The 24,795-nt window shown below is 73.2% G+C and carries 24 protein-coding genes; 13 read left to right on the top strand and 11 right to left on the bottom strand.

Features of this window, described 5'->3' with window-relative positions:
• The first annotated feature begins 25 nt into the window (after positions 1–25).
• Genes gvpJ through ACFYUV_RS42905 form a run of 4 tightly spaced genes read left to right on the top strand, consistent with a single transcriptional unit; the run spans position 26 to position 1,720 of the window.
• Positions 26–403 carry a gas vesicle protein GvpJ gene (gvpJ, locus tag ACFYUV_RS42920; RefSeq protein WP_352355870.1) on the top strand — a complete coding sequence of 126 codons (378 nt, stop codon included), beginning with the start codon at positions 26–28 and terminating at the stop codon, positions 401–403.
• Positions 393–1,199, top strand: a complete 807-nt coding sequence (locus ACFYUV_RS42915) for a GvpL/GvpF family gas vesicle protein (RefSeq protein ID WP_387679799.1) — start codon at positions 393–395, stop codon at positions 1,197–1,199. Before gvpJ ends, ACFYUV_RS42915 begins: the two co-directional genes overlap by 11 nt.
• Positions 1,186–1,425: a gas vesicle protein gene (locus ACFYUV_RS42910; protein WP_358289850.1), complete on the top strand. Its 240-nt coding sequence runs from the start codon at positions 1,186–1,188 to the stop codon at positions 1,423–1,425. Before ACFYUV_RS42915 ends, ACFYUV_RS42910 begins: the two co-directional genes overlap by 14 nt.
• Complete coding sequence (locus ACFYUV_RS42905; RefSeq protein WP_358289847.1) at positions 1,409–1,720, top strand: gas vesicle protein K; 312 nt, start codon at positions 1,409–1,411, stop codon at positions 1,718–1,720. Before ACFYUV_RS42910 ends, ACFYUV_RS42905 begins: the two co-directional genes overlap by 17 nt.
• Before the next feature lie 51 nt (positions 1,721–1,771).
• Here the strand turns inward: ACFYUV_RS42905 and ACFYUV_RS42900 are convergent, their stop codons facing one another.
• The 3 genes from ACFYUV_RS42900 to ACFYUV_RS42890 form a co-directional block, all read right to left on the bottom strand.
• The gene (locus ACFYUV_RS42900) at positions 1,772–4,084 is read right to left on the bottom strand and encodes an FtsX-like permease family protein (protein ID WP_387679883.1); all 2,313 of its coding nucleotides are present in this window, start codon (positions 4,082–4,084) and stop codon (positions 1,772–1,774) included.
• Positions 4,081–4,815 (bottom strand): ABC transporter ATP-binding protein, encoded by a 735-nt coding sequence (locus ACFYUV_RS42895; RefSeq protein ID WP_387679795.1) that lies wholly within the window; start codon positions 4,813–4,815, stop codon positions 4,081–4,083. The genes ACFYUV_RS42900 and ACFYUV_RS42895 overlap by 4 nt, the downstream gene beginning before the upstream one ends.
• Before the next feature lie 178 nt (positions 4,816–4,993).
• Entirely contained in the window at positions 4,994–6,391 is a 1,398-nt protein-coding gene (locus ACFYUV_RS42890) for a glutamate decarboxylase (RefSeq protein ID WP_387679792.1), read from the bottom strand.
• A gap of 132 nt (positions 6,392–6,523) precedes the next feature.
• Between ACFYUV_RS42890 and ACFYUV_RS42885 the strand changes: the two genes are divergently transcribed.
• The gene (locus ACFYUV_RS42885) at positions 6,524–6,688 is read left to right on the top strand and encodes a hypothetical protein (RefSeq protein ID WP_387679789.1); all 165 of its coding nucleotides are present in this window, start codon (positions 6,524–6,526) and stop codon (positions 6,686–6,688) included.
• A 54-nt stretch (positions 6,689–6,742) separates the two neighbouring features.
• A complete protein-coding gene (locus tag ACFYUV_RS42880; RefSeq protein WP_387679786.1) occupies positions 6,743–8,257 on the top strand; it encodes an FAD-dependent monooxygenase in 1,515 nt (504 codons plus the stop codon).
• Positions 8,258–8,326: 69 nt separating this feature from the next.
• Here ACFYUV_RS42880 and ACFYUV_RS42875 read toward each other — a convergent pair whose 3' ends face one another.
• Together ACFYUV_RS42875 and ACFYUV_RS42870 are read right to left on the bottom strand one after the other, a co-directional pair.
• Complete coding sequence (locus ACFYUV_RS42875) at positions 8,327–8,788, bottom strand: hypothetical protein (RefSeq protein WP_387679783.1); 462 nt, start codon at positions 8,786–8,788, stop codon at positions 8,327–8,329.
• Positions 8,789–8,817: 29 nt separating this feature from the next.
• Positions 8,818–9,387, bottom strand: coding sequence for a DinB family protein (locus ACFYUV_RS42870; protein WP_387679780.1), 570 nt, complete (start codon positions 9,385–9,387; stop codon positions 8,818–8,820).
• A 59-nt stretch (positions 9,388–9,446) separates the two neighbouring features.
• On the opposite strand from ACFYUV_RS42870, the gene ACFYUV_RS42865 reads away from it, so the two are divergent.
• The gene (locus ACFYUV_RS42865) at positions 9,447–10,427 is read left to right on the top strand and encodes a helix-turn-helix transcriptional regulator (protein ID WP_387679777.1); all 981 of its coding nucleotides are present in this window, start codon (positions 9,447–9,449) and stop codon (positions 10,425–10,427) included.
• Here ACFYUV_RS42865 and ACFYUV_RS42860 read toward each other — a convergent pair.
• Both ACFYUV_RS42860 and ACFYUV_RS42855 read right to left on the bottom strand, forming a co-directional pair.
• Entirely contained in the window at positions 10,411–12,903 is a 2,493-nt protein-coding gene (locus ACFYUV_RS42860; protein ID WP_387679775.1) for a bifunctional copper resistance protein CopD/cytochrome c oxidase assembly protein, read from the bottom strand. The two genes, ACFYUV_RS42865 and ACFYUV_RS42860, sit on opposite strands and share 17 nt — an antisense overlap.
• 166 nt (positions 12,904–13,069) lie before the next feature.
• Positions 13,070–14,686 (bottom strand): AMP-binding protein, encoded by a 1,617-nt coding sequence (locus ACFYUV_RS42855; RefSeq protein WP_387679772.1) that lies wholly within the window; start codon positions 14,684–14,686, stop codon positions 13,070–13,072.
• Positions 14,687–14,772: 86 nt separating this feature from the next.
• On the opposite strand from ACFYUV_RS42855, the gene ACFYUV_RS42850 reads away from it, so the two are divergent.
• From ACFYUV_RS42850 to ACFYUV_RS42840, 3 genes are all read left to right on the top strand, one after another.
• Complete coding sequence (locus ACFYUV_RS42850; protein WP_358289821.1) at positions 14,773–15,648, top strand: LuxR C-terminal-related transcriptional regulator; 876 nt, start codon at positions 14,773–14,775, stop codon at positions 15,646–15,648.
• 70 nt (positions 15,649–15,718) lie between these two features.
• Positions 15,719–16,096: a DUF2255 family protein gene (locus tag ACFYUV_RS42845; RefSeq protein WP_358289818.1), complete on the top strand. Its 378-nt coding sequence runs from the start codon at positions 15,719–15,721 to the stop codon at positions 16,094–16,096.
• A 68-nt stretch (positions 16,097–16,164) separates the two neighbouring features.
• Positions 16,165–16,830 carry a flavin reductase family protein gene (locus ACFYUV_RS42840; protein WP_387679768.1) on the top strand — a complete coding sequence of 222 codons (666 nt, stop codon included), beginning with the start codon at positions 16,165–16,167 and terminating at the stop codon, positions 16,828–16,830.
• Here ACFYUV_RS42840 and ACFYUV_RS42835 read toward each other — a convergent pair.
• From ACFYUV_RS42835 to ACFYUV_RS42825, 3 genes are read right to left on the bottom strand one after another with little or no spacing between them, the layout of a single operon-like run.
• Positions 16,827–17,333, bottom strand: coding sequence for an NUDIX hydrolase (locus ACFYUV_RS42835; protein ID WP_387679765.1), 507 nt, complete (start codon positions 17,331–17,333; stop codon positions 16,827–16,829). The genes ACFYUV_RS42840 and ACFYUV_RS42835 overlap by 4 nt on opposite strands.
• 9 nt (positions 17,334–17,342) lie before the next feature.
• The gene (locus ACFYUV_RS42830; protein WP_352355773.1) at positions 17,343–18,086 is read right to left on the bottom strand and encodes an ABC transporter permease; all 744 of its coding nucleotides are present in this window, start codon (positions 18,084–18,086) and stop codon (positions 17,343–17,345) included.
• Entirely contained in the window at positions 18,067–19,008 is a 942-nt protein-coding gene (locus ACFYUV_RS42825) for an ATP-binding cassette domain-containing protein (protein WP_387679762.1), read from the bottom strand. Before ACFYUV_RS42825 ends, ACFYUV_RS42830 begins: the two co-directional genes overlap by 20 nt.
• Before the next feature lie 305 nt (positions 19,009–19,313).
• On the opposite strand from ACFYUV_RS42825, the gene ACFYUV_RS42820 reads away from it, so the two are divergent.
• The 3 genes from ACFYUV_RS42820 to ACFYUV_RS42810 are packed head-to-tail and all read left to right on the top strand — an operon-like array spanning position 19,314 to position 24,094.
• Entirely contained in the window at positions 19,314–20,270 is a 957-nt protein-coding gene (locus ACFYUV_RS42820) for a lysozyme (protein ID WP_387679759.1), read from the top strand.
• A gap of 53 nt (positions 20,271–20,323) precedes the next feature.
• Positions 20,324–20,854, top strand: coding sequence for a C40 family peptidase (locus tag ACFYUV_RS42815; RefSeq protein ID WP_387679756.1), 531 nt, complete (start codon positions 20,324–20,326; stop codon positions 20,852–20,854).
• 33 nt (positions 20,855–20,887) lie between these two features.
• Complete coding sequence (locus tag ACFYUV_RS42810) at positions 20,888–24,094, top strand: BTAD domain-containing putative transcriptional regulator (RefSeq protein ID WP_387679753.1); 3,207 nt, start codon at positions 20,888–20,890, stop codon at positions 24,092–24,094.
• Positions 24,095–24,109: 15 nt separating this feature from the next.
• On the opposite strand, the gene ACFYUV_RS42805 is transcribed toward ACFYUV_RS42810, so the two are convergent.
• Positions 24,110–24,745: a hemerythrin domain-containing protein gene (locus tag ACFYUV_RS42805; RefSeq protein WP_387679750.1), complete on the bottom strand. Its 636-nt coding sequence runs from the start codon at positions 24,743–24,745 to the stop codon at positions 24,110–24,112.
• Between the last annotated feature and the right edge of the window lie 50 nt (positions 24,746–24,795).

The following is a 24,795-nucleotide window of genomic DNA, read 5'->3' as shown; positions in this document are numbered from 1 at the left end:
CGCCAACGTGCGGTCGAGCCCGTACATGCCCGGGGCGTCGTACCAGCCGGCCTCCGGCGGCCGCGAGTCGGCCAACCTCGGCGACATCCTGGAACGGGTGCTCGACCGGGGCGTGGTGATCGCCGGCGACATCCAGGTGAACCTGCTCGACATCGAGCTGCTGACGATCAAGCTGCGCCTGCTCATCGCCTCGGTCGACACGGCCCGCGAGATGGGCATCGACTGGTGGGAGCACGACCCGTGGCTCACCGGCGACACCCAGGAGCTGGCGAAGGAGAACCGCAAGCTGCGCCGCCGTCTCGCGGCCCTTGAGGAGATGGTGTCCGCCCGGGTGGTGGAAGGCGGCGCCGCGACCGGGCACGCGCCCGGCCACGTGCCTGAGGCGGTCGAGCGTGGCCACTGACCAGGGCGTCTACCTCTACGCGGTCACCCGCGACGAGGGCGAGGGGCCCGACGGCCTGGCGGGGGTGGCGGGCGCGCCCGTGCGCCGCCTGACGCACCGGGGTCTGGCCGCGTTCCTGAGCACGGTCTCGCTGGCGGAGTTCGGCGAGGAGGCGCTGCGCCGCTCGATGGAGGACCTCGCCTGGCTGGAGGAGACCGCGCGCACCCACCACCGGGTGGTGGAGGCCGTCGCCGCGCTCAGGCCCACGGCGCCGGTGCGGCTGGTCACCGTCTACACGGGAGAGGCGCAGGTCCGGGAGCTGCTCGACGAGCGGCACGAACAGTTCGACGCGGTGCTGGCGCGGGTGGCCGGCCGGCGGGAGTGGGGCGTCAAGGCGTACGCCGTTCCCGGCGGCGCGGAGCCCGCGGCCGACCCACAAGGCGCGACTCAGGGCGCGACTCAGGGCGCGACGCCGGGGGCGGCCTACCTGAACCGCCGCCGGGCCGCCCTGCGCAGCCGGGAGGCCGACTGGCGCCGGGCCGCCGAGCAGGCCCGGGCCGTGCACGAGGCGCTGATGGACGTCGCCGTCGTCGGCAGATGCCACCGCGCCCAGGACCCGCAGCTGTCCGGACGGCGGGAGCAGATGCTCCTCAACGGCGCCTACCTGGTGGACGACGCACGCGCCGCCGAGTTCGCGCGGGTGATCGAGGACGTCGCCGACCGGGGGGTCACCGTGGAGCTCGTCGGCCCCTGGGCGCCCTACTCCTTCGCCGCCCTCGACCAGGACGGTGAGGCGGCCCGCGGTGACGCCTCCTGAGCCGAGAGGAGCCCGGCTCGCCGCCCAGGGCCGCCTGCCCGACCAGCGGGTGGCGCTCGTCGATCTGCTCGACCGCCTGCTGGCGGGCGGGGCGGTGGTGACCGGCGACCTCGTGCTGTCCATCTCCGGCATCGACCTGGTACGGATCTCGCTGCGGGCCCTGCTGGTCAGCGTGCGCGAGGGGGACGCGGTCGAAGGAGGGATGCGACATGACGAGCCCGACTGACGGGCGGGTGGCCAGACCCGGCGAGTGGCGGCTGGAGACGGACGCCGACTCGGTGCAGCACGACCTGAGCCGTCTGGTGCTGACGCTGGTCGAGCTGATCCGCCAGCTGGTGGAGCGCCAGTGCGTCCGGCGGATGGACAACGGCGACCTGACGGGGGAGCAGCTGGAGGCGGTGGGGCTGACCCTCATGCGGCTGGAGGAGGCCATGGCCGAGTTGTGCGACCGGTTCGGGCTGACGCCCGCCGACCTCAACCTCGACCTCGGCCCCCTCGGCACCCTACTGCCGACGGACTGACCGCCTCTGGCTTCTTGGGCGCCCCGCGCGCCCGGCGGACTCACCGTCCGCTCACGCCGCCGAGCGCATCGTGAGCCGGGCGGGCAGGACGGTGGCCGCCAGGGCCAGCACGGCCGCCGCCCCGACCACCGCCGCGTACGTCCCCACCGGCACGTACGGCACCGCGGACCCGGTCATCCCCGCGCCGAACGCGGCCAGCGTCACCAGCGCGGCCCCGGTGCCGAGCACGACGGCGGTGACCACCGCGCCCAGCGTCTCCAGCCGCAGCATGAGCAGCACCTGCCGCCGCGTCGTGCCGGCCAGACGCAGCGCGCGCATCTCACCCGAGCGGGCCGAGGTGGCCATGGCCAGCGTGTTGACCACGGCGATCGCGGTGAAGGCGATGATCAGGCCCAGCGCCACGAACGTGGCCTGCGGGTTCGACGCGCTCACCTCGGCGGCCCGCGCCCGGTCCAGCACCGACGCCCCGGGCAGCGCCCCGGCCAGGGCGTCCACGGTCAGCCCCGGCGCCTTGACCAGCAGGGACGCCGCAGGCTCGTCCACGTGGCCCGCCACCAGGTCGTACGGCAACGTCAGGTCGCCGAAGCCCAGCCCGCGGGTGTACACCGCGCTGACCGTCACCGTCGCGGGGGTGCCGTCGCCCAGCGTCAGCTTCAGCGGGTCGCCCACCCCGACGCCCAGCCGCTCGGCGGCGGTCGAGCTGACAGCCACGTCCTTCATCGAGCCGGCGACGATGCCCAGGTCCATCGTGCGGTCGTCGTAGGTGACCGCCTGCGCGCCGTACTTGTCCAGGCCGGACCGGACGGTCGTGCGCAGCACCCGGGTGACGGCCTCGACGCCGGGAACCTTGGCCGCCTCGGCGGCGGAGACGCCGGTCACGACGTACTCGGCGCGGGTGCCCGCGTCGGCCTGCTCCTGCGCGGCGTGGCCCATCGTGGTCTGGACGAAGAGGATCGTGCAGGTCATCGCGATCATCAGGGTCAGCGGCGACAACACCGAGGCCAGCGACCCCGAGTTGGCGCGCAGGTTGCGCGCGGCCAGGAAGCCGCCCACCCGGGAGGCCCGCAGCGGGACCGACAACACCGCCGCGGCCACCCGTGCGACCAGCGGGCCGAGCAGCGTCAGCGCGATCGTCCAGACCAGCGCGGTCAGCATCGTCACGGGCGTGGCCGCCGCCTCGGTGCGCAGGCTCGACAGGACCACCGTCAGCGTCACCGCGCCGGCCAGGGCCAGCGGCCCGGCCACCAGCCGCCACCGGGCCACCCTGCCGCTGTCCAGGACCGCCTCGCCCAGGGCCTCCACCGGCCGGATCCTGGTCAGCCGGCGGGCCGACACGCGGGCCGCGACCCAGGCGGCGCCGACCGTGGCCAGCAGCGCGGCCAGCGGCGGGAACGGGCTGACCACCAGGCCGAGGTTGGCGGGGACCGTCCCGAGCGAGACGAACTGGGCGCGCAGCCAGAACCCGACGCCGATGCCCGCCGCCGCGCCCAGCACCCCGGCCGCCCCGGCGACCAGCAGCGCCTCGCCGCCCACCAGCTTGCGCACCTGCCGGGGGGTGGCCGCCACGGCGCGCAGCAGGGCCAGCTCGCGCTGCCGCTGCTGGATGGACAGCGCGAACGTGCCCATCACGACCAGGATCGCGACCAGCAGCGACGTGCCGGCCAGCGCGCCGCCCATGCTGATCAGCTTGACCCGCGCCTGCTCGGCGTCCAGGAACTCCAGCCTGCCGCGCTCGTCGCCCGTGTAGACCACCGCGCCCTCGGGCGCCCGGTCCAGGCCGGGGAACACGCCGACCGCGCTGACCCTGCCGGGGTGACCGGCCAGGCGGCGGGCCTCGGCGGTGCTGAAGAACACGGTGTCCTGGCTCGGCAGCGCCTGCGCGGTGACGCCCACCACGCGGTGCCCGCGCAGCTCGGCGCCCACGTCGAGCCCGGCGCGCGCGTCGACGACGACCTCGCCCGCCGATTTCGGCTCGCGTCCCTTCGCGATGGTGAACGGGGTGAGCGCGGCCGACTCCCAGCCGTGCCCGGTGAAGCCGCCGAAGGGGAACGTCACCTCGGGGACCACCTTGTCGGCCCGGATCGCCGCCACGACGGACTCGGGCAGCCAGGCGCGTTCCGTCAGGGGCTTGGCCTTGGTCTTGCTCTTGCCGTCGCCCTTGTCGACGGTCTGGCGCACGTACTGGTCGGCGGCCACGATCGCGGGGGCGCCGGCGTACCGTTCGGGGGCGACGCCGCCGCGCAGGCCGGTCTCCAGCAACATCAGGCACGCGCACACCAGGGCGGCGGCGCACAGCAGCGCGAAGAACGCGCCGGCGAACGCGGCCTTCCTGTGCCGCAACGTCCTCAACGCCAAGGTGATCATCGCGTCCACGCTCCCAGCCTGGTCATGCGCTCGGCCACCTTGTCGGCGGTCGGCGCGGTCATCGCGTCCACGATCCGGCCGTCGGCCAGGAACAGCACGGTGTCGGCGTACGAGGCGGCCACCGGGTCGTGCGTCACCATCACCACCGTCTGGCCCAGGCCGTCCACCACCTCGCGCAGCAGCCTCAGCACGTCGCGGGCGGTCATCGTGTCCAGCGCGCCCGTCGGCTCGTCGCCGAACACCACCTCCGGCCTGGTGACCAGCGCCCTGGCGATGGCCACCCGCTGCTGCTGGCCGCCCGAGAGCTGCGCGGGCCGGTGCCCGGTCCGGCCCTCCAGGCCGACCCGGCGCAGGATCTCCGCCAGCCATTCGCGGTCCACGCGGGCCTTGGCCAGGCGCAGGGGGAGCGTGATGTTCTCGACGACGTCAAGCGCCGGGATCAGGTTGAACGCCTGGAACACGAACCCGATCCGCTGCCTGCGCAGCTCGGTCAGGCCGGTCTCGTCCATGCCCGACAGTTCCGTGCCGCCGAGCCGCACCGAGCCGGACGAGGGCACGTCCAGGCCGGCCGCGCAGTGCAGGAACGTGCTCTTGCCCGACCCCGAGGGGCCCATCACGGCGGTGAACGACCCTTGCGGGATGCCCACCGACACCTCACGCAGGGCCGCTACCGCGCCCTGGCCCTTGCCGTACACCTTGCTCACGGCGTCCAACCGCACCACGTCCGTCATGGGTACAAGCCTGCTGGCCTGCGCGTACGCCGACCAGAGACGCGATCACCGATCGCTCATGACGTCCTCATGATCCGGACATTTAGTCATATTTCCCCGGACCCTGGACGGCTCGCGGGCGACCGACGAGAAGGGCGACCCCCAGACCTGGGGATCGCCCTTCAGCGGGACCGCCGGCTCACCTTCCGGTCGGCACGCCCGGCTGCTCGGCGGACGTCCGCGGCCGCGGGACCCGGTTGTCACGCAGGTACTCGACCTCGGTACGCAGGTTCGCCAGCAGCTTGGCCGCGATGTCCTGGCTGAAGCCGTTGCGGATGACGAAGCGGATGACGGCGATGTGCTCCAGGTTGGGCGGCAGGTAGTACGTCGGGGCCTGCCAGCCATGCATCTTCAGCCGTTCGGCCAGGTCGAAGACGGTGAAGCCGTCGAAACCGGGGGCGGTCCGGACGGCGAGCACCGGCAGTTCCGAGCCGTCGGCGATGAGCGAGAGCTCGGGCAGCTTGGCGATCTCGTCGCCGAGGTAGGTCGCCACGTCCCGGCAGGTCTGCTGGACGGCGCGGTAGCCGTCGAAGCCGAGCCGCAGGAAGTTGTAGTACTGGGCGACGACCGGGGCGCCGGAGCGGGAGAAGTTGAGCGTGAAGGTGTCGATGTTGCCGCCGAGCAGGTCGCAGGAGAGCACCAGGTCTTCGGGCAGCGCGTCGGGCTCCTGCCAGACGATCCAGCCGACGCCCGGGTACACCAGGCCGAACTTGTGCCCCGAGGTGTTGATCGACTGCACCCGGGGGAGCCGGAAGTCCCACACCCGGTCGGGCTCCAGGAACGGGGTGATGAAACCGCCCACGGCGGCGTCGACGTGCAGCGGGATCTTCAGGCCGCGCTCGGCCTCCAGTCGGTCGAGTTCGGCCGACATCTGCTCGATCGGGTCGTACTTGCCGCACTGCGTGGAGCCCAGCACGCCGACGACGCCGATGGTGTTCTCGTCGCAGAACTCCCCGAGCCGGGAGGCGGACAGCGTGTAGGCCGGCTCCTCGATCGGGATCCAGCGCGGCTCGACGTCCCAGTACTGGCAGAACTTCGGCCAGCAGGTGTGGACGGCGGTGCCCATCACGAGGTTGGGTCGGTCTATGGGCAGCCCGGCCGCCCGGCGCCGCTCGCGCCACTGGAACTTCATCGCCAGCGCGCCGAGCATGGCCGCCTCGCTGGAGCCGCCCGTGGAGCAGCCGACGCTGACGCCGTTTGGATCGTTCCACAGATGGTCGAGCATGTTGACGCAGCGCGCCTCGATGTCGGCCGTCTGCGGGTACTGGTCGTGGTCGACGATGTTGCGGTCGAGGGTTTCGGCGATGAGCTCGCGGGCCTGCGGCTCCATCCAGGTGGTGCAGAACGTGGCAAGGTTGAGCCGGGCGTTGCCGTCGAGAAGGAGCTCGTCACGGATGAGAGCCTGGGCCGCGCTGGGGTTCATCGGGCTGGCCGGCATCTTGAAGCGGGGCACGCCGCCCTCGGGCACCAGGCCGTTGTAGAGGGGGTTGACATCGAGCGCTTCCTGCCACCGGTCGGATTCGACTCGTCTGAGCATGAGCTTCACCTTCTCGATGAGTTCTGTGATGTCGAGCACTCACAGTAGGCAAGTTTTTACTGTCAGTCAACGCCTGTTTGACCGAGAGCCGATGGGCCGCACACCTGGGAGAGGCGCGGGACGTACCCAGGGGTGTTCGGGCTGGTCAACAGCCTCGCCGAGCAGGGTCTTCTGTCGGATGAGGAGGAGGCGTTCAGGCGCGAGAACAACGCGTGGTACGAGGCCAACTTCACCGACCCGACGACCGTGGACCCCGACGTCCACCGCCGCGACGTCAACCCGATGGCGGCGGCATAGGGTGGGCGGCCGGATGGTGGCTTGTGGGAGGGATGGCTGGTTATGGATGCCGATGTGATCATTGTGGGGGCCGGGCCGACCGGTCTCATGCTGGCGGCGGAGTTGCGGCTGGCCGGGGTGCGGCCGTTGGTGCTGGAGCGGAAGGCGCAGCGCAGGGACGTCCCGAAGGCCGGCGGGCTCGGCGGGCAGATCCTGGAGCTGCTGCGGTACCGCGGCCTGCTGGACCGGTTCGCGGCGGCCTGCACCGATCCGATGCCGGCGCCCAGGTTCCCCTTCGGCGGGGTGCACCTGGATCTCACCCAGCTGGCCGACCCGCCGATGCACGCCCTGCCGCTGCCGCAACAGCTCCTTGAGCGGCTGCTGGAGGAGCGCGCCGGCGAGCTCGGCGTCGAACTGCGCCGCGGCCACGAGGTGGTCGGGGCGAGCCAGGACGACGCCGCGGTGACCCTGGACGTACGCGGACCGGACGGCCCCTACCAGGTGACCGCCCGGTACGTGGTGGGATGCGACGGCGCGCGCAGCCGGGTCAGGGAGCTGGCCGGCATCGCCTTCCCCGGCACCGTCTATCCCGAGGTCAACCGGCTGGCCCAGGTCACCCTGCCCGACGAGGTGGCCGTGCTCGGCAACGGCGATCTCGACGTGCCCGGCTTCGGCGTGATCCGCGCCGGTTTCACCCGGACCGAGAGCGGCCTGCTCGGCGTCGGCTCGTCGCCGGACTCCAGGGTCGTCTCGCTCTACACCACCGAGGACGAGAGCACCGAGTACGACGACGACGTCCCGATGACCGTGCCGGAGCTGCAGGACAGCCTGCGCCGCGTGGTGGGCGTGGACCTGCGGGTGGGGGAGGCGCTGCGGCTGTCGCGGTTCACGTTCAAGGCGCGGCAGGCCGAACGGTACCGCGACGGGCGGATCCTGCTGGCCGGGGACGCGGCTCACCTGTTCCCGGCGACCGGGATCGCGCTCAACGCGGGCATGCTCGACGCGGTCAACCTGGCCTGGAAGCTGGCCGCCGAGGTGCGGGGGTGGGCGCCGTCCGGGTTGCTGGCGACGTACCAGGAGGAACGTCAGCTGGCGGGCGCGCGCACCATGCGGCACACGCGCGCCCAGGTGGCGCTGCGCCGCGGGCACGACGCGGCCGCCGAGGCGCTCCGGGAGGTCTTCCAGGAGCTGCTGACGGACGAGCAGCCGCTGCGCCGCATGGGCGCGATGGTGGCCGGCGGCGACATCCGCTACCCGATGCCCGGTTCGCACCCTCACCCGCTGGCCGGCGCGTTCGCCCCCGACCTCACCCTGCACACCGGCCAGGGCATGACCGGCGTCGCGGAGCTCATGCACGCCGCGCGGCCCGTCCTGCTCGATCTCGCCGACCGCGCGGACCTGCGCGAGGTCGCCGCCGAGTGGCGGGACCGGGTCGACGTGCACCCGGCCAAGACCGACCAGCGCCCGGCCGACGTGCTGCTGATCCGTCCGGACGCGCACGTCGCCTGGGCGGCCGGCCCGGACGAACCGGCCGGCACGGCCGCGCCCGCGCTGCGCGAGGCCCTGTCCACCTGGTTCGGCGCCCCCTGACGGCGCGCCACCCCTGGAACACCGCCTGCGCCGGGACCGGCCCCTGTCGAACGCGGGTGACGCCGGCGCTCAGTCGAACCAGACGACCAGGCGCACGCCGTCGGGCCCGAACCGTCGCGCCAGCGCCCGCATCACCTCGAAGACGGCCGCCCACCCGGTCTCCGGTCCCAGCAGGTCGAGACGGGTCAAGGGAACGGATCCGGCCGCGGGGCGTGCCGTCAGGTCCAGGTCGCGCAGCTCCGCCCAGGAGACCCAGGTGCACCCGTGCACGGCGGGGTCGAGGCGGGCGGTGTCCTCGTACTCGGCGCGGACCGGTCCCGACACGTCGTCCGGCAGGCCGCGGCCGGTCGCGACCGGCGGCCACCCCAGACGGTCGCGGACGCCGAACAGGCAGGCGAACGACTCGTGGTCCTGGTCGTCGTAGAGCGGGTGGAGCGGGATGGAGACGGCCGTCCAGGGGTCGCCTTCGTACCAGTCCTCGTGGGCGAGCGGGTGACGGGCCTCGATGAAGCCGTAGATGTCGGTGCTCATGGGGAGAGGGTAGGAAGCGACGCCTCCGGTCAGGGGCGGTTCATGTGGAGGTGCAGGTCGCGCAGCAGGCAGACCTCCGACAGGTGGTGGATGAGCTCGCGGTGGACGTGCAGGACCAGGTCGGCCATGGGGGCCTCCGGGAAGGGCTCCGCGTCGCCCATGGGCGCGCGCAGGCCGTCCTCGCCGAGCTCCCGCACGCCCGCCAGCCACCGCTCGGCCTCCGTGTCGAGCTGGTCGAGCGCCGCGGCCGCGCCGCCGGCGTACTCCCAGGTCTCGTACGAGGCCGGCGGCGCCCCGAAGTGCACCGCGTTGCGGACGGCCAGCACGCCGACGATGACGTGGCCGAGCCGCCAGGCGATCGTGGTGAAGGGCGGCGGCGCCGGCTGGGGGAAGGCGAAGTCGATCGTGTGACCGCCCGCGCCGGCCTGGACGGGCGCCGTGGAGGTGCCGCGCGGCCGTACGCTCCAGGCGTCCGGCACCGGCGACCAGAAGTACTCCTCGTCGGTCAGGCCGTCGAGCCGGGCCCGGAGCTGGTGGTTCCAGTGGAACTCCCACTGCTCGCGCAACGTGCGGTTCCAGTCGAGTGTGTGTGCGTCCATAGAGCCACGATCACCCCACCGGCGGACAGGATCGGTCCGCTTTCTGGCAGGGTGGCGGCATGGACGAGACGGGCGGCGCGGAGCGGGGCACGACCGAGCGGGTGCTGACCCTGCTCGGCCTGTTGCAGCAGCGTCAGGTCTGGACCGGCCCCGAGCTGGCCGAGCGGCTCGGCGTCACGTCCCGCACGGTCCGCCGTGACGTGGAACGGCTGCGCGCGCTCGGCTACCAGGTGCACGCCGGCCAGGGCATCGGCGGCGGCTACCGGCTCGGGCCCGGCCAGGACCTGCCGCCGCTGCTGCTCGACGACGAGGAGGCCATCGCCACCGCCGTGTCGCTGCTCGCCGGGGCGGACAGCGCGGTCGCGGGCGCCGGCGACGCCGCGATCCGGGCGCTGGCCAAGCTCGACACGGTGCTGCCCGCCCGGCTCCGGCACGAGGTGCGCGCGCTGTCCGGGGCGGTGGAGTCGTTCGGCGGCGGGCGCGTACCGATCGATCCCGAGGTGCTCATGACGCTGGCCAGGGCCTGCCGGGACGAGGTCGAGGCCGGCTTCGACTACCCGTCAGGAGGGCGGGTGGGGCGGCGGCGGGTGGAGCCGTACCGGCTGGTGACCTCCGACCGGCGCTGGTACCTGCTCGCCTACGACCTCGACCGGGACGGCTGGCGCAGCTTCCGGGTGGACCGGATGGCCGCGGTGGCCGCGCGCACCTTCCGGTTCCGGCCGCGCCCGGCGCCGGACGCGGCGGCGTACGTGCAGGAGGGCGTGGCGAGCCGGGCCTACCCGCACCAGGCGCGCTTCCTCCTGCACGCCCCGGCCGCCACGGTACGCGCGCAGGTCCCCGCGTCGGCGGCCGTCGTGCGGGAGCGCGGGAGCGACCGGTGCGAGCTGGTCAGCGGCGCGGGCAGCCTCGACTACGTGCTCATGCACGTGGTCGCGCTGGGTCACTACTTCGAGGTGCTCGATCCGCCGGAGCTGGGGGAACGCTGCCGGGAGCTGGCCCGCAGGCTGGCCTCGGCCGGGGCGGTCAGGCCGTCGGGGTGACGGGGGCGGTGTCGAGGGTGAAGGTCTCGACGATCTCGGTGCAGGTGCCGTGCTCGCCCATCACGCACAGCGCGAGGGCCTGGTAGGTGGCGGTGAAGGCCGACGGCGCGGCGAGGAGGCCCAGGTCGAGCGGGTGGTCCCGCTGCTGGAGCCGGGTGAGGGTGATGTGCGGGCGGAACAGGTCGCCGATCTCGTCGTAGCCGTAGAGGTCGAGGTTGGCGCGGGCCGTGGGCGGCGCGGTGAGCCGGTGGTCGGCCAGCACGCGGCCGACCGGGTCGCGGTGGCGCAGGCCCGTGCGCAACGGGTTGAGCGCGGCGACGACGTCCTCCTGGAGCCGGGTGATCGCGTCCGTCTTCCGGAAGAACAGCTCGACCATGCCCTGGTCGTTGGCGGCGAAGGACTCGCCTTCCAGGAACGTCGCGGAGGTGCGGCCGCTCAGGTCGCGCAGCAGCGCGACGGCCTTTTCGAGCTGGTCGGGGGTGAAATTGGCCATGTAGAGGGAGATGTGCGGGTAGAGGCCGTCCTCGCGCAGGACGAACTCGGTCGCGGCGGCCTCCGCGCAACGCCGGCTCAGGCGCACGGCCTCGGCGTTGACGTCATGCGGCGGCAACAGGACAACGTCGTAGACCGGGAGATCGCCCATAGGGGATGAGTGTAGGACGGACCGGGGCCGGTGCGCGCGGGCGGCCTGCCGTCGCAGTGCCAGGCGGACGGCCGGGAACGCGTAGGCGGCCAGCGGCGCCAGCAGGAACACCGCCCCGGCCGCGCGCTGGTCGGCCAGCGGGTCGGGCACCCCGGGCGGGGCCGCCAGGGCGAACCACTCCGCCGCGACGGCCGGGCCTGCCAGCAGGTACGTCCCCAGCCCCAGGTACGCGGCGGCGGCCACGGCCAGCAGCCGGACCCGCGCGGCCCACGGGAACGGCCTGGGCAGCGGGTCGAGGTCGAGCACCGCCCAGGCGACCAGCAGGCCGGCCCCGGCGGAGACGGCCATGGTGCCCAGGTGGGGCGCGTACCCGGCGAGCGACCAGGGCAGCCACGGCGTGCCGTACAGCAGCAGGAGCAGCACCGGGACGGCGGCCGTCAGCAGCGCGGGACGGGTGAGACGGCGACCGAGGGCGCGGTCGCCGAGCGGGCCGTACTGGGAGCCGGGGCCGGTGGCCCGCGCGGCCAGGGTGAGCGGCGCGCCCGCGCACAGCAGCAGCGGCGCGACGACGGCGAGCACGACGTGCTGCACGGCCTGGGCCGACGACATCGCCCGCGCGTACCCGCCCACGCCGCCGCACAGCGCGACCGCGGCCAGGGCCAGCCCGGCGTGCCAGGAGAGCGTGTGCAGGACCGGCCAGCCGGGCACCCGGCGCAGACCGGCCAGGTATCCGGCGGCGGGCAACGCCAGCAGCAGCAGGACGAGCGGGTCGAACCGCACCTCGCTGAGCAGGGCGCCGGGCGAGAAGGGCGCGAGCGCGTACTCCAGGACGGGATGGTCGTGCCCGCCGCCCGCGCCGGGCGGCGGCGGGGTGCGCGAGAGGCCGACGGCCAGCCCGGTCGCCGCCACCATCACGATCACCTCGCCCGCGGCCAGCCGGACGAACGTGCCCCGCACCCCCCGGTCGGCCACGCCGGCCACGGTACGCAGACGGTGCCGCCGGCCGAACCAGGCCAGCGCCGCCAGGGCGGCGACCTTGGCCAGCAGCAGCAGGCCGTACCGGCTCAGCCACAGGTCGGACAGGCGGTCGAGCCGCACCCAGCCGCTGACCACGCCGGAGAGGGCGACGGCGGCGAAGCAGCACAGCGCGATCGTGCTGAACCGGGGCAGCACCACCCGCAGGTCGGCCGAGCGCCGGAAGTGCACCAGCACCGCGGCCAGGCCGCCCACCCACACCGACACCCCCAGCAGGTGGGCCATCAGCGCCGACACGGCGATGTCGTGGTCGGCCGCCGAGGCGGCATGGCCCACGTAGGCGGGCGGCAGCAGCCCGAACGCCGCCACGGCCAGCGGCACCCAGGCGGGCAGCCGGCGCACGAGCGTGGCCACCGCCACCGCGAACGTCGTGACCAGCACCACCAGGAGCGCCTGCGTCTGCGGGAGCGAGGTGCCGAAGTCGAGCATGCCGGGCTCGGCGAGCAGGTACCGCACCGGCATCGGGATGAAGCTGGACAGGGTGAACACGTAACCGGCCAGGGCGGCGACCGCCCAGCCCAGCGCCCACCAGCCCGCCGCGCGCAGGCACCGCGCCGACTCCGGCGAGCCGGCCGGGGCCAGCACGGACGCCGCCAGCAACGTCCCCACGCACGCCACCGCGCACAGGTCGAGGGCGAGGCGGGCCAGCGGCAGCCCCCAGTCGGTGACCGGACCGGCGGTGGGCAGCCCGAAGACCTCCACCGTGCCGGCGCCGCCGCCGAAGCGCAGCACCGCGACCAGCACCAGGACGCCCACGCCGACCGCGAACACGGCGTACGTCCGGGCAGAAGCTCTCATAGCCGACCCGCCAGGTTGTCGGAGGCCAGGAACCAGTCCGCGCCGTCCGGGGCGGGCGCGACCCCCACATGCTCCCACGGGGTCCCGGGCCGGGCCAGGCGCGAGCGAGGTCTGCTTCGAGCGCACACGCGGAGATACGCGCCCCCGCCGCCCGCGGTTCAGCAGGTCAGGGGTGGAGCCCCAGAAGGGTGACGGCCTGCTCGCGCATCTCGACCTTGCGGATCTTGCCCGTGACCGTCATCGGGAAGCCGTTGACCAGGTGCACGTAGCGGGGGACCTTGTAGTGGGCCAGGCGGCCGGCGCAGAAGTCCCTGATCGCCTCGGCGGTCAGCGGCTCGGTGCCGGGGCGCATGACGATCCAGGCCATCAGCTCCTCGCCGTACTTCTCGTCCGGCACGCCGATCACCTGGACGTCTGCGATGTCGGGATGCGTGTAGAGGTACTCCTCGACCTCGCGCGGATAGACGTTCTCGCCGCCGCGGATGACCATGTCCTTGATCCGGCCGACGATGTTGACGTAGCCCTCGGCGTCCATGGTGGCCAGGTCGCCGGTGTGCATCCAGCGGGCCTCGTCGATCGACTCGGCCGTCTTGTCCGGCTCGTTCCAGTAGCCGAGCATCACCGAGTAGCCGCGGGTGCACAGCTCGCCCGGCTCGCCCCGGGGCACCGCGAGCCCGGTCTCCGGGTGCACGATCTTCACCTCCAGGTGCGGCATCACCTGGCCGACCGTCTCGGTGCGCCGGACCAGCCCGTCGTCGCGGCGGGTCATCGTCGACACGGGGGACGTCTCGGTCATGCCGTAGCAGATCGCCACCTCGCTCATGTGCATCTCACCGATCACCCGCTTCATCACCTCGACCGGGCACGGCGAGCCCGCCATGATGCCGGTGCGCAGCGACGACAGGTCGAAGTCGGCGAAGCGCGGATGGCCCAGCTCGGCGATGAACATCGTCGGCACGCCGTACAGGGAGGTGCACCGCTCGGCCTCCACGGCCCGCAGCGTGGCCTCGGCGTCGAAGCCGGGCGCGGGCAGCACCACGCAGGCGCCGTGCGAGGTCGCGCCCAGGTTGCCCATGACCATGCCGAAGCAGTGGTAGAGCGGCACCGGCAGGCAGACCCGGTCGTCCTCGGTGTAGCCGACGCCCTCGCCGACGAAGTAGCCGTTGTTGAGGATGTTGTGGTGCGACAGCGTCGCGCCCTTGGGGAAGCCGGTCGTGCCCGAGGTGTACTGGATGTTGATCGGGTCGTCGAAGGACAGCGTGGCCGCCCGTGCGCGCAGCGCGGCGGGGTCGGCGCGGCGGCCGGTCTCGACCAGCTCGTCCCAGCCGGGCTCGCCGATGAACACCACCTGCGTGAAGCCGATCTCGGCGAGCATCGCGCGGTAGTCGCTCGTCTTGTGCTCGACGGCGCTGACCAGCAGCCGCATGCCCGACTGGCGGACCACGTAGTCCAGCTCGTGGGCGCGGTAGGCCGGGTTGATGTTGACCAGGATCGCGCCGATCTTGGCGGTGGCGTACTGCGTCAGCACCCATTCGGCGCAGTTGGGCGCCCAGATGCCGACCCGGTCGCCCTTGGCGATGCCCCTGGCCAGCAGGCCGAGTGCCACCTCGTTCACCGCGGCGTCGAACTCGGCGTACGTCCAGCGCCGCCCGCTCGCCATCTCGACCAGCGCCTCGCGGCCGGCGTACCGGGCCGCGGCGCGTTCCAGGTTCTCCCCGATCGTCTCGCCCAGCAGGGGGAGCGCGGAGACGCCGGACGCGTAGGAGAGCAGTGAGTCACCCATGCCCGAAGCATCCGCCAGGGCGGTGCGGCACGCTACCCCCGTTCAGGGGTAGCCGCGGGACGCCGGCCGCGTGCCATGCTGGTGACATGGCGGTGACACATCTTCCGTCGAGTGCCCTGGCCCCGCAGGCCGCCGTGCTCCTGCGGGCCGCCCTCACCCGGATGCGGCACGTCGTCGGGCTGCCCGTCCTGTTCGGCGGCGCGGTGTCGGCACCGGGCGGCGCCGTGCGGCTCACCGAGGTGACGGGGGTCCGCACGGACGTGCTGCGCGGGCTCGCCATCCACACCGGCAGCGGCCTGGGCGGCCGGGTCCTGGTCACCGCCCGGCCGGGCAGCGTCGAGGACTACGTCACCGACTCCCGCATCAGCCACGAATACGACAGGCCGGTGGCGGCGGAGGGCCTGCGGGCGATCGCGGCCGTCCCCGTCGTGGTGGGCGAGACGGTCTACGGGCTGCTCTACGGCGGCGTCCGCGAGCCGCTGCCGCTCGGCACCCGCGTCCTCGACGGCATGAACCAGATCGCCGCCCGGCTCGGCGTCGAGCTGGCCGTACGCGCGGAGGTGGAGCGGCGGGTGGCCGCGCTGGAGACGGCCGCGATCACCGGCGCCGCCCGCGAACGGCCCGCCGGCCCAGAATGGGAGCAGCTGCGCGAGGCGCACGCCGAGCTGCGCTCGATCGCCCAGGAGGTCGCCGACCCGGTCCTGCGCGAGCGGCTGCAGGGCGTCTGCGACCGGCTGACCTCGCCGGACGGCGGCCCCGTCCCGGCCAACCCGCTCTCCCCCCGGGAGCTCGACGTGCTCTCCCTGGTCGCGGTCGGCTGCGGCAACGCCGAGGTCGGCCGGCGGCTCGACCTGAAGCCGGAGACGGTCAAGAGCTACCTGCGCAGCGCGATGCGCAAGCTCGGCACCCACACCCGCATGGAGAGCGTGGTCTCGGCCAGGCGCGCCGGCTACCTCCCCTGACCCCGGCGGATTTACCAACTGCGGACGATGACCGCCGGCGCCGCCGACCGGTTCCGGGTAGGCCCCCACCATGACTGCTTGGACGAACGACGAACTCGACCGGATCGCCGCCGCCGAGGAGCTGCAGATCGCGTCCCTGCGCGGCGACGGCGAGCTGCGCCGCCCGGTGACGATCTGGGTCGTCCGCCTCGGCGACGACCTGTACGTCCGGGCCGTGAACGGGCGGGACGGCACCTGGTTCCGCGGCGCCCAGGAGCGCGGACGCGGCCGGATCCAGGCCGGGGGCGTCGACAAGGGCGTCACGTTCGCCGACGCCGACCAGGAGCTCAACGACCGGATCGACGCCGCGTACCGGGCCAAGTACCGCCACTACCCGGAGAGCATCGTGGACTCGGTGGTCAGCGGGCAGGCGCGGGCCGCCACGATCAGGCTCGTGCCGCGCTCCTGACCGGCCCGGCAACGACAGGTCCGAAGGCCGCCAGCGTCCGGCCCGCACCGGCGGCGACAGTGGGACGCATGAACACTGTCGTGGATCAGCACGTCCGCATTGAACCCAACATCCTCTACTTCGGCACCCCCGTCGTCCTGATCTCCACCGTGAACGAGGACGGCACCCCCAACCTCGCCCCCATGTCGTCGGCCTTCTGGCTGGGCTGGCGCGGCATGCTGGGGCTCGGGGCCAGGTCGAAGACGTCCCAGAACCTGTTGCGGACCGGCGAGGGCGTGCTCAACCTGCCGTCCGACGCGCTCGCCCCGCAGGTGGACCGGCTGGCGCTGACCACCGGGAGCGACCCGGTGCCCGAGCGCAAGCACCAGCGCGGCTACCGGTTCGTGCCCGACAAGTTCCGGCGGGCCGGGCTGACCGCCGTCCCGTCGGAGACGGTGGCCGCGCCCCGGGTGGCCGAGTGCCCGGTCGCGATGGAGGTCGTGGTGGAGGAGACGCACCCGGTCGGCGACGGCGGGGTGCTCGCGTTCGAGGTGCGGGTGCAGCGGGTCTGGGTGCACGAGGACATCCGGATGAAGGGCACCGACGACCACATCGACCCCGACGCCTGGCGTCCGCTCATCATGAGCTTCCAGAAGCTGTACGGCCTGGGCCCGCAGGTGCACCCGTCCACGCTGGCGAGCATCCCGGAGCGGCACTACCGCAGCGCCGACCTCGAACGCGCGCGCACCCTCTAGAGGCACTCCAGCAGCGGCAGCCAGGTGCGGTGGGCGCACAGCTCCCTGATCCGCTCCCGGGGCAGCCACTCCGCGCCGGTGCTCTCCGACCCGGCCGGCGGCGCGGTCGCGGCGCCGGGCGCCGCCAGCCGCGCCCGGAACATCACCATGTACGTCAGCGGCGCGTAGCGGTAACCGGCCGGAGCCGGGCGCAGCAGCTCGACGCGCTGCCACGCGAACACCGACAGGGCGGACGGCTCCAGGAGCAGGCCGGTCTCCTCCTGGAGCTCCCGGACTGCGGCCTCGGTGGCGCTCTCACCGGCCTCCAGGTGGCCGCCCGGCACGTCCCAGCCGCGTCCGGGCCGGTCGACGCAGGTGAGCAGGGTCCTGCCGACGCCGTCGGTGACGAACGCGAACGCCGAGGTCGTGCCGTCGGCGGGCGGGAGGTCCGGGGAGAGGATCACGTCGAGGCGGTGCTCGACGGGGATCCACGGCACGGTGCGGGAGGCCATCACACGGGTCATGCCTCCATTTCACACGCCCTTGCGCATGGCCCGGTTGCCCAGGTACAGGCCGATCGCGGCGACCAGGCAGGCCGACGCGGTGCCGTACAGGACGGAGGGGTTCGCGAGGTCGCCGGAGAACAGCGCGCGCTGGCCTTCGACGATGTACGTGACCGGGTTCGCCGCGCCGACGGCGCGCAGCCACCCGGGCGCGGTGTCCAGGGGCAGCAGCACGCCCGACAGCAGCAGCAGGGGGAACAGGATCGACTGGCTGACGACGTAGAACAGCGTCCCGCCCGGCGCCGACCGGATGGCCAGGACGAACGAGAACGCCCCCAGCCCCACCCCGAACACGGTGAGCTGCGCCAGCCCCGCCAGGACGCCCGCCGGATACAGCTCGAACCCCAGCGGGACGGCCAGCACGATGATCAGCACGGCCTGGGCCAGCAGCACCACCATCGCCTTCATCGCCCGGCCCACCAGCATCGCCGTCCGGTTCAGCGGCGTGACCAGCATGCGTTCCAGCGAGCCGCCGATCAGCTCGACCAGCAGCGTGTAACCGGCCGACATCGGCCCGGTCAGGCACATCATGACCAGGATGCCCGGCACGAACCACTGCCACGACGAGCCCACCGCGCCGTCCAGCAGCGCGCCGAACAGGAACAGGAACAGCAGCGGCTGGCCCATCTCGAACAGCAGCGCGACCGGCTCGCGCAGGACCGGCCGGAACTCGCGGGTGAAGACGGTGGCGGTGTCACGCAGGAAGGTCGTCATCGGTGAGGCTTCTCCCGGTGAGGGTGAGGAACACGTCGTCAAGGGTGGGGCGCGCGGTCTCGGCGGCGGTCACCTTGATCCCGGCGGCGTCCAGCGCCCGCAGGCAGCCGGGGAGCGCGGCGGGCGCGTTCGCCACCCGCACCCGCACGGTGACGCCCTCGGCCTGGCCGCCGGTCAGCTCGGCGGCCCTGGCGGCGTCCTGGGCGGTGCCGGTGGTGACCGTGACGGTGTCGCCGGCCAGGTCGTTCTTGAGCTGCTCGGCCGTGCCGTCGGCGATGATCGAGCCGTTGTCGATGATCATCACCCGTTCGGCCATGTTGTCGGCCTCCTCCAGGTAGTGGGTGGTGAGGAAGATCGTGGTGCCGTACGCCTCGCGCAGGCGCAGGATGTGCCGCCAGATGTCGGCGCGGCTCTTCGGGTCGAGGCCGGTCGAGGGCTCGTCGAGGAAGAGCAGGTCGGGGCGGTGGATCAGGCCGAGCGCGATGTCCAGGCGGCGGCGCTGGCCGCCGGACAGCGTGCCCGGCCTGCGGCTGGCCAGGTCCTCCAGGTCGAGCAGGCGCATCAGCTCGCCGGCCCGCGCGACGGCGTCGGAGACGGTCAGGCCGTAGCAGCGGCCCTGCGTGACGAGCTCGTCCCGGACGCGGAAGCTCTCGCCCGCGCTGTTCTTCTGGCCGACGTAGCCGATGCGGGAGCGCACGCCGGCCGGGTCGCGGGTGACGTCGTGGCCGGCGACGACGGCGGTGCCGGAGGTGGGCGGGAGCAGGGTCGTGAGCAGGCGGAGGGTGGTGGACTTGCCGGCGCCGTTGGGGCCGAGGAAGGCGACGAGCCGGCCGGGTTCGACATCGAGGTCGATGCCGCGTACGGCTTCGACGGTCTCCTTCTTCATCGTGAACACTCGGGTGAGGGCCCGGGTGTGGATCATGGGTGGTGCCTCCTGGGCATGGCGAAGAAGCCCCTGGTCAGGGGCCCTTTCGGGGATCGGTTCAGTTTGGGCCGGGTGGCATCGATTTGGCAAACGCGAATGTGACGTTCATATACGGCTCTGACCTGCGGAAACGACGTCCGGAGAGGTGGTCGCGGAAGGCGGATTTCCGGGCCTCGACATGGGGTTTCGCGCTTTTTCACGGAAAGACGTGATATTTCCGTGCTTGCGGCGTTAGTGGCGGCTCCGCGATGATCTCGGGCGTGAAACGCTTGTGGTTAATTGCGGTAATTGCCGCTGTCGGCATGACAGGGGTCGCGGAGGCGGCCGACGGTGTTCCCGGTGTCGACGTCAGCAACTGGACGGGCGACGTGGACTGGGCGAGCGTGGCCGCCGGCGGCGGCAAGTTCGCGTTCGTGCAGGCCACCGAGGGCACGAACTACCGCAACCCACGGTTCGACCCGCAGTTCGGCGGGGCCGCGACGGCCGGGCTCGTGCGTGGCGCCTATCACTTTGCGCAACCGCATGAATCCGACGGGACAGCGCAGGCCGACTATTTCCTGCAGAACGGCGGAAACTGGACCAGCGACGGTCAAACGCTGCCCGGAGTCCTCGATATCGAGGACAACCCGTACAAGGACAAGAACGGCAAGAACAACTGTTACGACCTGTCCGCCGAGGACATGGTCACCTGGATCAAGGACTTCACCAAGAAGTACCGGCAGCAGACCGGCCGGGACGCGATCATCTACACCACCACGAGCTGGTGGCAGACCTGCACGGGCAACTCCGGCGCGTTCGAGGCCAACCCGCTCTGGCTGGCCCGCTGGGGGAACGACCCCGGCGAGCTGCCGAAGAGCTGGAAGCGGCACACGTTCTGGCAGTCGGCGGAGAAGGGCTCGCTGGCCGGCGGCCAGAACTCCTTCAACGGCTCGGAGTCCCAGCTGCGGTCGCTGGCCAACCCGCCCGCCCGGGTGTCGGTCTCCGGCCTGGTCAAGGGCAGGAAGCTCTACCGGGTCACGATCACGAACACCGGCCCGCACCCCGTCGAGGACATCGTGGTCTCCGGGCGCGCGTACGGCGGCCAGAAGGTGGTCAAGGCCCCCGGCTGCAAGTTCAGCGGCACGGCGGTGCGCTGCGTGGTCGGCAAGCTGGAGCGGGGCCAGAAGGCCGCCTTCACCTTCACCACCAGGCCGAAGCCGAAGGGCCGGGTCGGGATGGTCGTCGAGGTAGGAACGGTCACACTTGACCTCAAAAGCTGAAATATCGCGATAGGTAGGATAAAACCCGGGATCTCGGCTTAAGGGAGAAACGGGTGGCGCGGCGGCGGCTGGTCCTGGCGGTGACCGCCCTGGTCATTCTGCTGGCGGGCGCGGCGTCCATGCCGTTGTCGACGTTCGTGCCGTCCAGGATCGTGCGCATCGCGTACGAGATCGAGCGGTACGACATCACGTACTCGTGGGGCGGCGGCCACGGCGAGCGGCCCGGCCCCACGAAGGGCACCTGCCTGGGCTACAGCGGCCGGATCAAGCCCTGCCCGGCCGCGCGCACCCGCGGCCTCGACTGCTCCGGCCTGGCCCGATGGGTGTACGCCCTGGCCAACGGAAGGGACGTGCTCGGCCCCGGCAACACCGACGACCACGTGCGCAGGATGCGGCCCGTCGAGCGCGGCCTGCCGGGCGACTTAGTCTTCTTCGGAAAAATCACGAAAAATAAGATCAAGACGCATCATGTGGGCATCTATCTGGGTCGTGGGAAGATGATGAACGCGCCTGAGACGGGGGCCTCGGTGCGCATTGACGATATTGGGCGAAGATCGGACTTCGCGGGCTTCTACCGGTACTGAAAGCGGGCGCTACCGGTACGGAAAAAGGGTGCCATGCTCCAGTTACACCTCCTTGGACCGCTCCACGCCACCCTGGACGGCCGCCGGCTCGACCTCGGCTCCGCCCGGCAGCGCGCCGTGCTCGCCCGCCTGGTCGCCGCCGACGGCCAGGTCGTCTCGACCGACCGGTTCATCGAGGACCTGTGGCAGGGGCAGCCGCCGCCCAAGGCCCTGGCCGCGCTCCAGGTCTACGTCTCGAACCTGCGCCGCGTCCTCGAACCCGACCGGCCGCCGCGCGCCCCCGCCGGAGTGATCGTCAGCGCCCCGCCCGGCTACCGGCTCTGCCTGCCCGACGAGGCCGTGGACGCCTGGCGGCTGCCCGGCCTCATCGACGCGGCCGGCGCGGCGCTCAAGCGGGGCGCGGGCGCCGTCGCCCACGACCTGCTCGACCAGGCGCTCGGCCTGTGGACGGGCGCCGCCTACGCCGAGTTCACCGAGGAGTGGGCCGCGCCCGAGGCGGCCAGGATGGCCGAGCTCAGGCTCGTCGCCGTCGAGTACCGCGCCGAGGCCGCGCTGCTGATGGGCCGCCACGCCGAGGCCGTGCCGGAGCTGCGCGGCCACGCCGACGCCCACCCGCTGCGCGAGAACGCCGTCCGCCTGCTGGCCCTGGCCCTCTACCGAGCCGGCAGCCAGGCCGAGGCGCTGGCCGTGCTGCGCCAGGCCCGCGAGAACCTGGCCGAGGAGCTCGGCGTCGATCCCGGCCCGGCCCTGCGCGCGCTCGAACAGGACATCCTCCGCCAATCCGAGTCCCTGCACGCGCCCGAGGTCGTCGAACACGTCCAGGAACGGCCCGTGGCCGCGCAGGAGCCCTCGATCGTGGGCCGGGCCCGCGAGCTGGCCGCGCTGCGGGAGGAGGCCGTGCGGCCCTACCGGCGCACGGTCTGGCTGGGCGGCGAGCCGGGCGCGGGCAAGAGCGCGCTGGCCGAGGCGTTCGCGGCCGAGCTGGCCGAGCGCGGGTGGCGGGTCGCGTTCGGACGCTGCCCCGAGATCGACGGTGACGCGCCGCCCGCCTGGGCGTGGAGCGAGATCGTCCGGCAGCTCGCCGCCGTACGGCCGCCCGCCGCCGCCGACGCGGCCCGCCTGGCCCCCCTCCTGAACGACGGCGTCGCCATCCAGAACCAGTTCCAGCTCGCCAGGGCCGTGGCCGGCTACCTGGCGGGCTGCGCGCCGCTGCTCGTGGTGCTCGAAGACGTCCACCGGGCCGACGGCGAGACCCTGCACCTGCTGCGGCACCTGGACCCCGCCGCGCGGATCCTGGTCGTCGCCACCTACCGCCCGGCCGAGACCACCGAGGACCTGTCCGCCACCCTGGCCGCGCTCGCCACCGGCAGCAGGCACGTCGAGCTCGCCGGGCTCGACGAGGCCGCCGTCGCCACGCTGCTCGAACGCCACTCACAGCGCGCCGGCCTCGACCCCGCCACCGTCCGCACGGTCCTGGACCGCACGCTCGGCAACCCGCTGTTCGTCTGCGAGATCGCCCGCCTGCTGGCCTCCGAGGGGCCGCAGGCCGCCGAGGCGCTGCCGCCCGGCGTGCGCGACCTCATCCGCCGCCGCATCACCCGCCTGCCCGCGACCGCCCAGACCGTGCTGCGCAACGCCGCCGTCGTCGGCAGGGACGCCGACGTGGACGTGCTGATCGCGCTGCACGACGGCGACGAGGACACCGTCTTCGACGGCCTGGAGGCCGGCGTCATGACGGGCCTGCTGGCCGAGCCGGGGCCGGGCCGCGTCAGGTTCACGCACGTCCTGGTCAGGCAGGCGCTGTACGAGGACACCGCGCGGATCCGCCGGACCAGGCTGCACGGGCGCGTGGTGTCGGTGCTGGAGCGGCTGCGGCCCAACGACGTGGCGGCCCTGGCGCACCACGCGCTGGAGGCCGCCGTGCCGGACGCCGTCCGGTACGCCAAGGCGGCGGCCGTCCAGGCGTCCGGCCTGCACGCGCACCGCGAGGCGGCGGCGCTGTGGCGCGCCGCGCTGGAGTTCGCCACCGACGACGCGACCCGGCTCGACCTGCTGTGCGGACTGGTGTCGGCGCTGGGCCACGCCGGCGACGTGCTGGGCGCGCTGGCCGCAAGGACGCGGGCCGTCGAGCTGGCCGCCCCGCGCGGCGCGCTCGCCCGCGCGCTGACCTCCTACGAAGCCCCCGTGGTCTGGACGATCCAGGTGGACTCCCTCTACAACCGGGACTTCATGGAGGCCGTGGAACGCGAGCTGGCCGCCGGTCCCGACGACGAGACGCGCTGCCGCCTGCTGGCCGCGCTCGTGTTCGAGCTGGAGGGGCACGACGACGACCGCGTGGACGCCGCCGGCGCCGAGGCCGTGGCCCTGGCCCGCCGCCTCGGCCGTCCCGACCTGCTGTGCCTGGCGCTCAACGCCCGCTACTTCGCCGTGCTGAGCCCCGAACGGCGGGACGAGCTGGAGGCCGTCGGCGCCGAGCTGCTGGAGCTGGGCCGCACCCACCGGCTCGTCGGCTACCTCACGCTGGGCCACTGCGCGCTGCTCATGGCCGCACTCGGACGCACCGACCTGGAGGCGGCCAGGCGGCACGCCGACAGCGGCGTGGCGGTGTCCACCAGCGGCCAGCTCGGCATGTCGCTGGCCATCCTGGCGCTGTTCGGCGCGCTGCGGAAGCTGGTCGAGGGCGAGTTCGACGAGGCGGAGGCCGTCTACACCGGGCTCACCGAGCAGATGGCCGAGCGCGGCGGCGTCAACGCGCGGGCCATGGGCGCTCTGGGCAGGTTCGCCGTCCGGATGGCCCGCGGGAACGTCCGCGACTCCCTCGACGAGCTGGCCGCCATCCGGGAACGCGTGAACAGCGCCACCGTGCACGAGATCTACGCCGGGGCGCTGGCGGCCGCGGGCGAGCTGGACGCGGCCCGGCGGGTGTGGCGGCCCGAGTCGTGGTTGCCGCGCAACTACTACTGGCTGATGTGGCAGGCGCTGCGCGGCCAGACCGCCGTCGCCCTGGAGGACCGCGAGGTGGCCGCACGCTCCTACCGCGTCCTGCTGCCGTGGGCGGACGAGCTGGCCGGGATGAGCAGCGGGTCCGTCACGCTCGGGCCGGTCGCGCTGGTGCTCGGAGACCTGGCCGAGCTGCTCGGGCTGCCGGCCGACGGCCACTACGCGCAGGCCCTGCAGGTCGCCGAGCGCGTCGGCTCGCCCCACTGGGCGCAGGCCGCCCGCCGCCGGGCGCGCCGCTGAGCCGTCTCAGGAGGCTCACGGCGTGCCGAAGATCAGGCTCTGGCGGCGCCGGTGTCCGCGTCCCATGAGCGCGAGCAGCACCACGAGCACCGGCCCGGCCAGGCGCCGCAGCTCGGCCAGCTCCTCCGGCTGCGCGTACTGGGCGATCCTCGGCAGGTCGAACCGGACGTCCCCGCCCTTTCTGACCTCGGTCTCGACCTTCTCCCAGTCCGCCTCCGAGACGTACTTGGCGACGACCGGGAAGATCAGCCGCTCCTCCTCCTCGATGTGCTCGTCCAGCAGGTCGGCGAGCGCGGCCAGGGACTTGGCCATCCGCCGGGCCGCCTGCCCGTCGGAGCCGAGCTGGGCCGCGGCCGTCGTGATCTCCTCCAGCAGCGGGTCGAGCGCCGCGTGGTCGTCGGTCAGGTCGCTCAGGTCCACCTCGGCGCCCGCCGAGCGCACGATGACCGGCCACAACACGTTGTCCTCGGCCTGGTGATGGTGGTGGATGCCCGCGCACAGCTTGGCGGTGAACGTCGCGATCGCCCGCAGCCGCTCCTGACCGGCAGGCTGCTCGCCGGCGGCGATCGCGCTCATCACCTCGGCCAGTCGGCGGGTGTCCCCGCGCATGGCCCGGTGCGTGATGCGGAAGCCGAGCATGTTGGGTGCCATTTCGGTGCTCCTTCTGTCCGTTTGGCACCAGCGTGGGACGCGGCTCTTAG

The sequence above is a fragment of the Nonomuraea sp. NPDC003560 genome (genome assembly GCF_042878785.1).
Taxonomy (GTDB): Bacteria; Actinomycetota; Actinomycetes; order Streptosporangiales; family Streptosporangiaceae; genus Nonomuraea.
The sequence above is the reverse complement of the archived record's forward strand: the minus strand, read 5'-3'. Positions and strand labels throughout refer to the sequence as shown.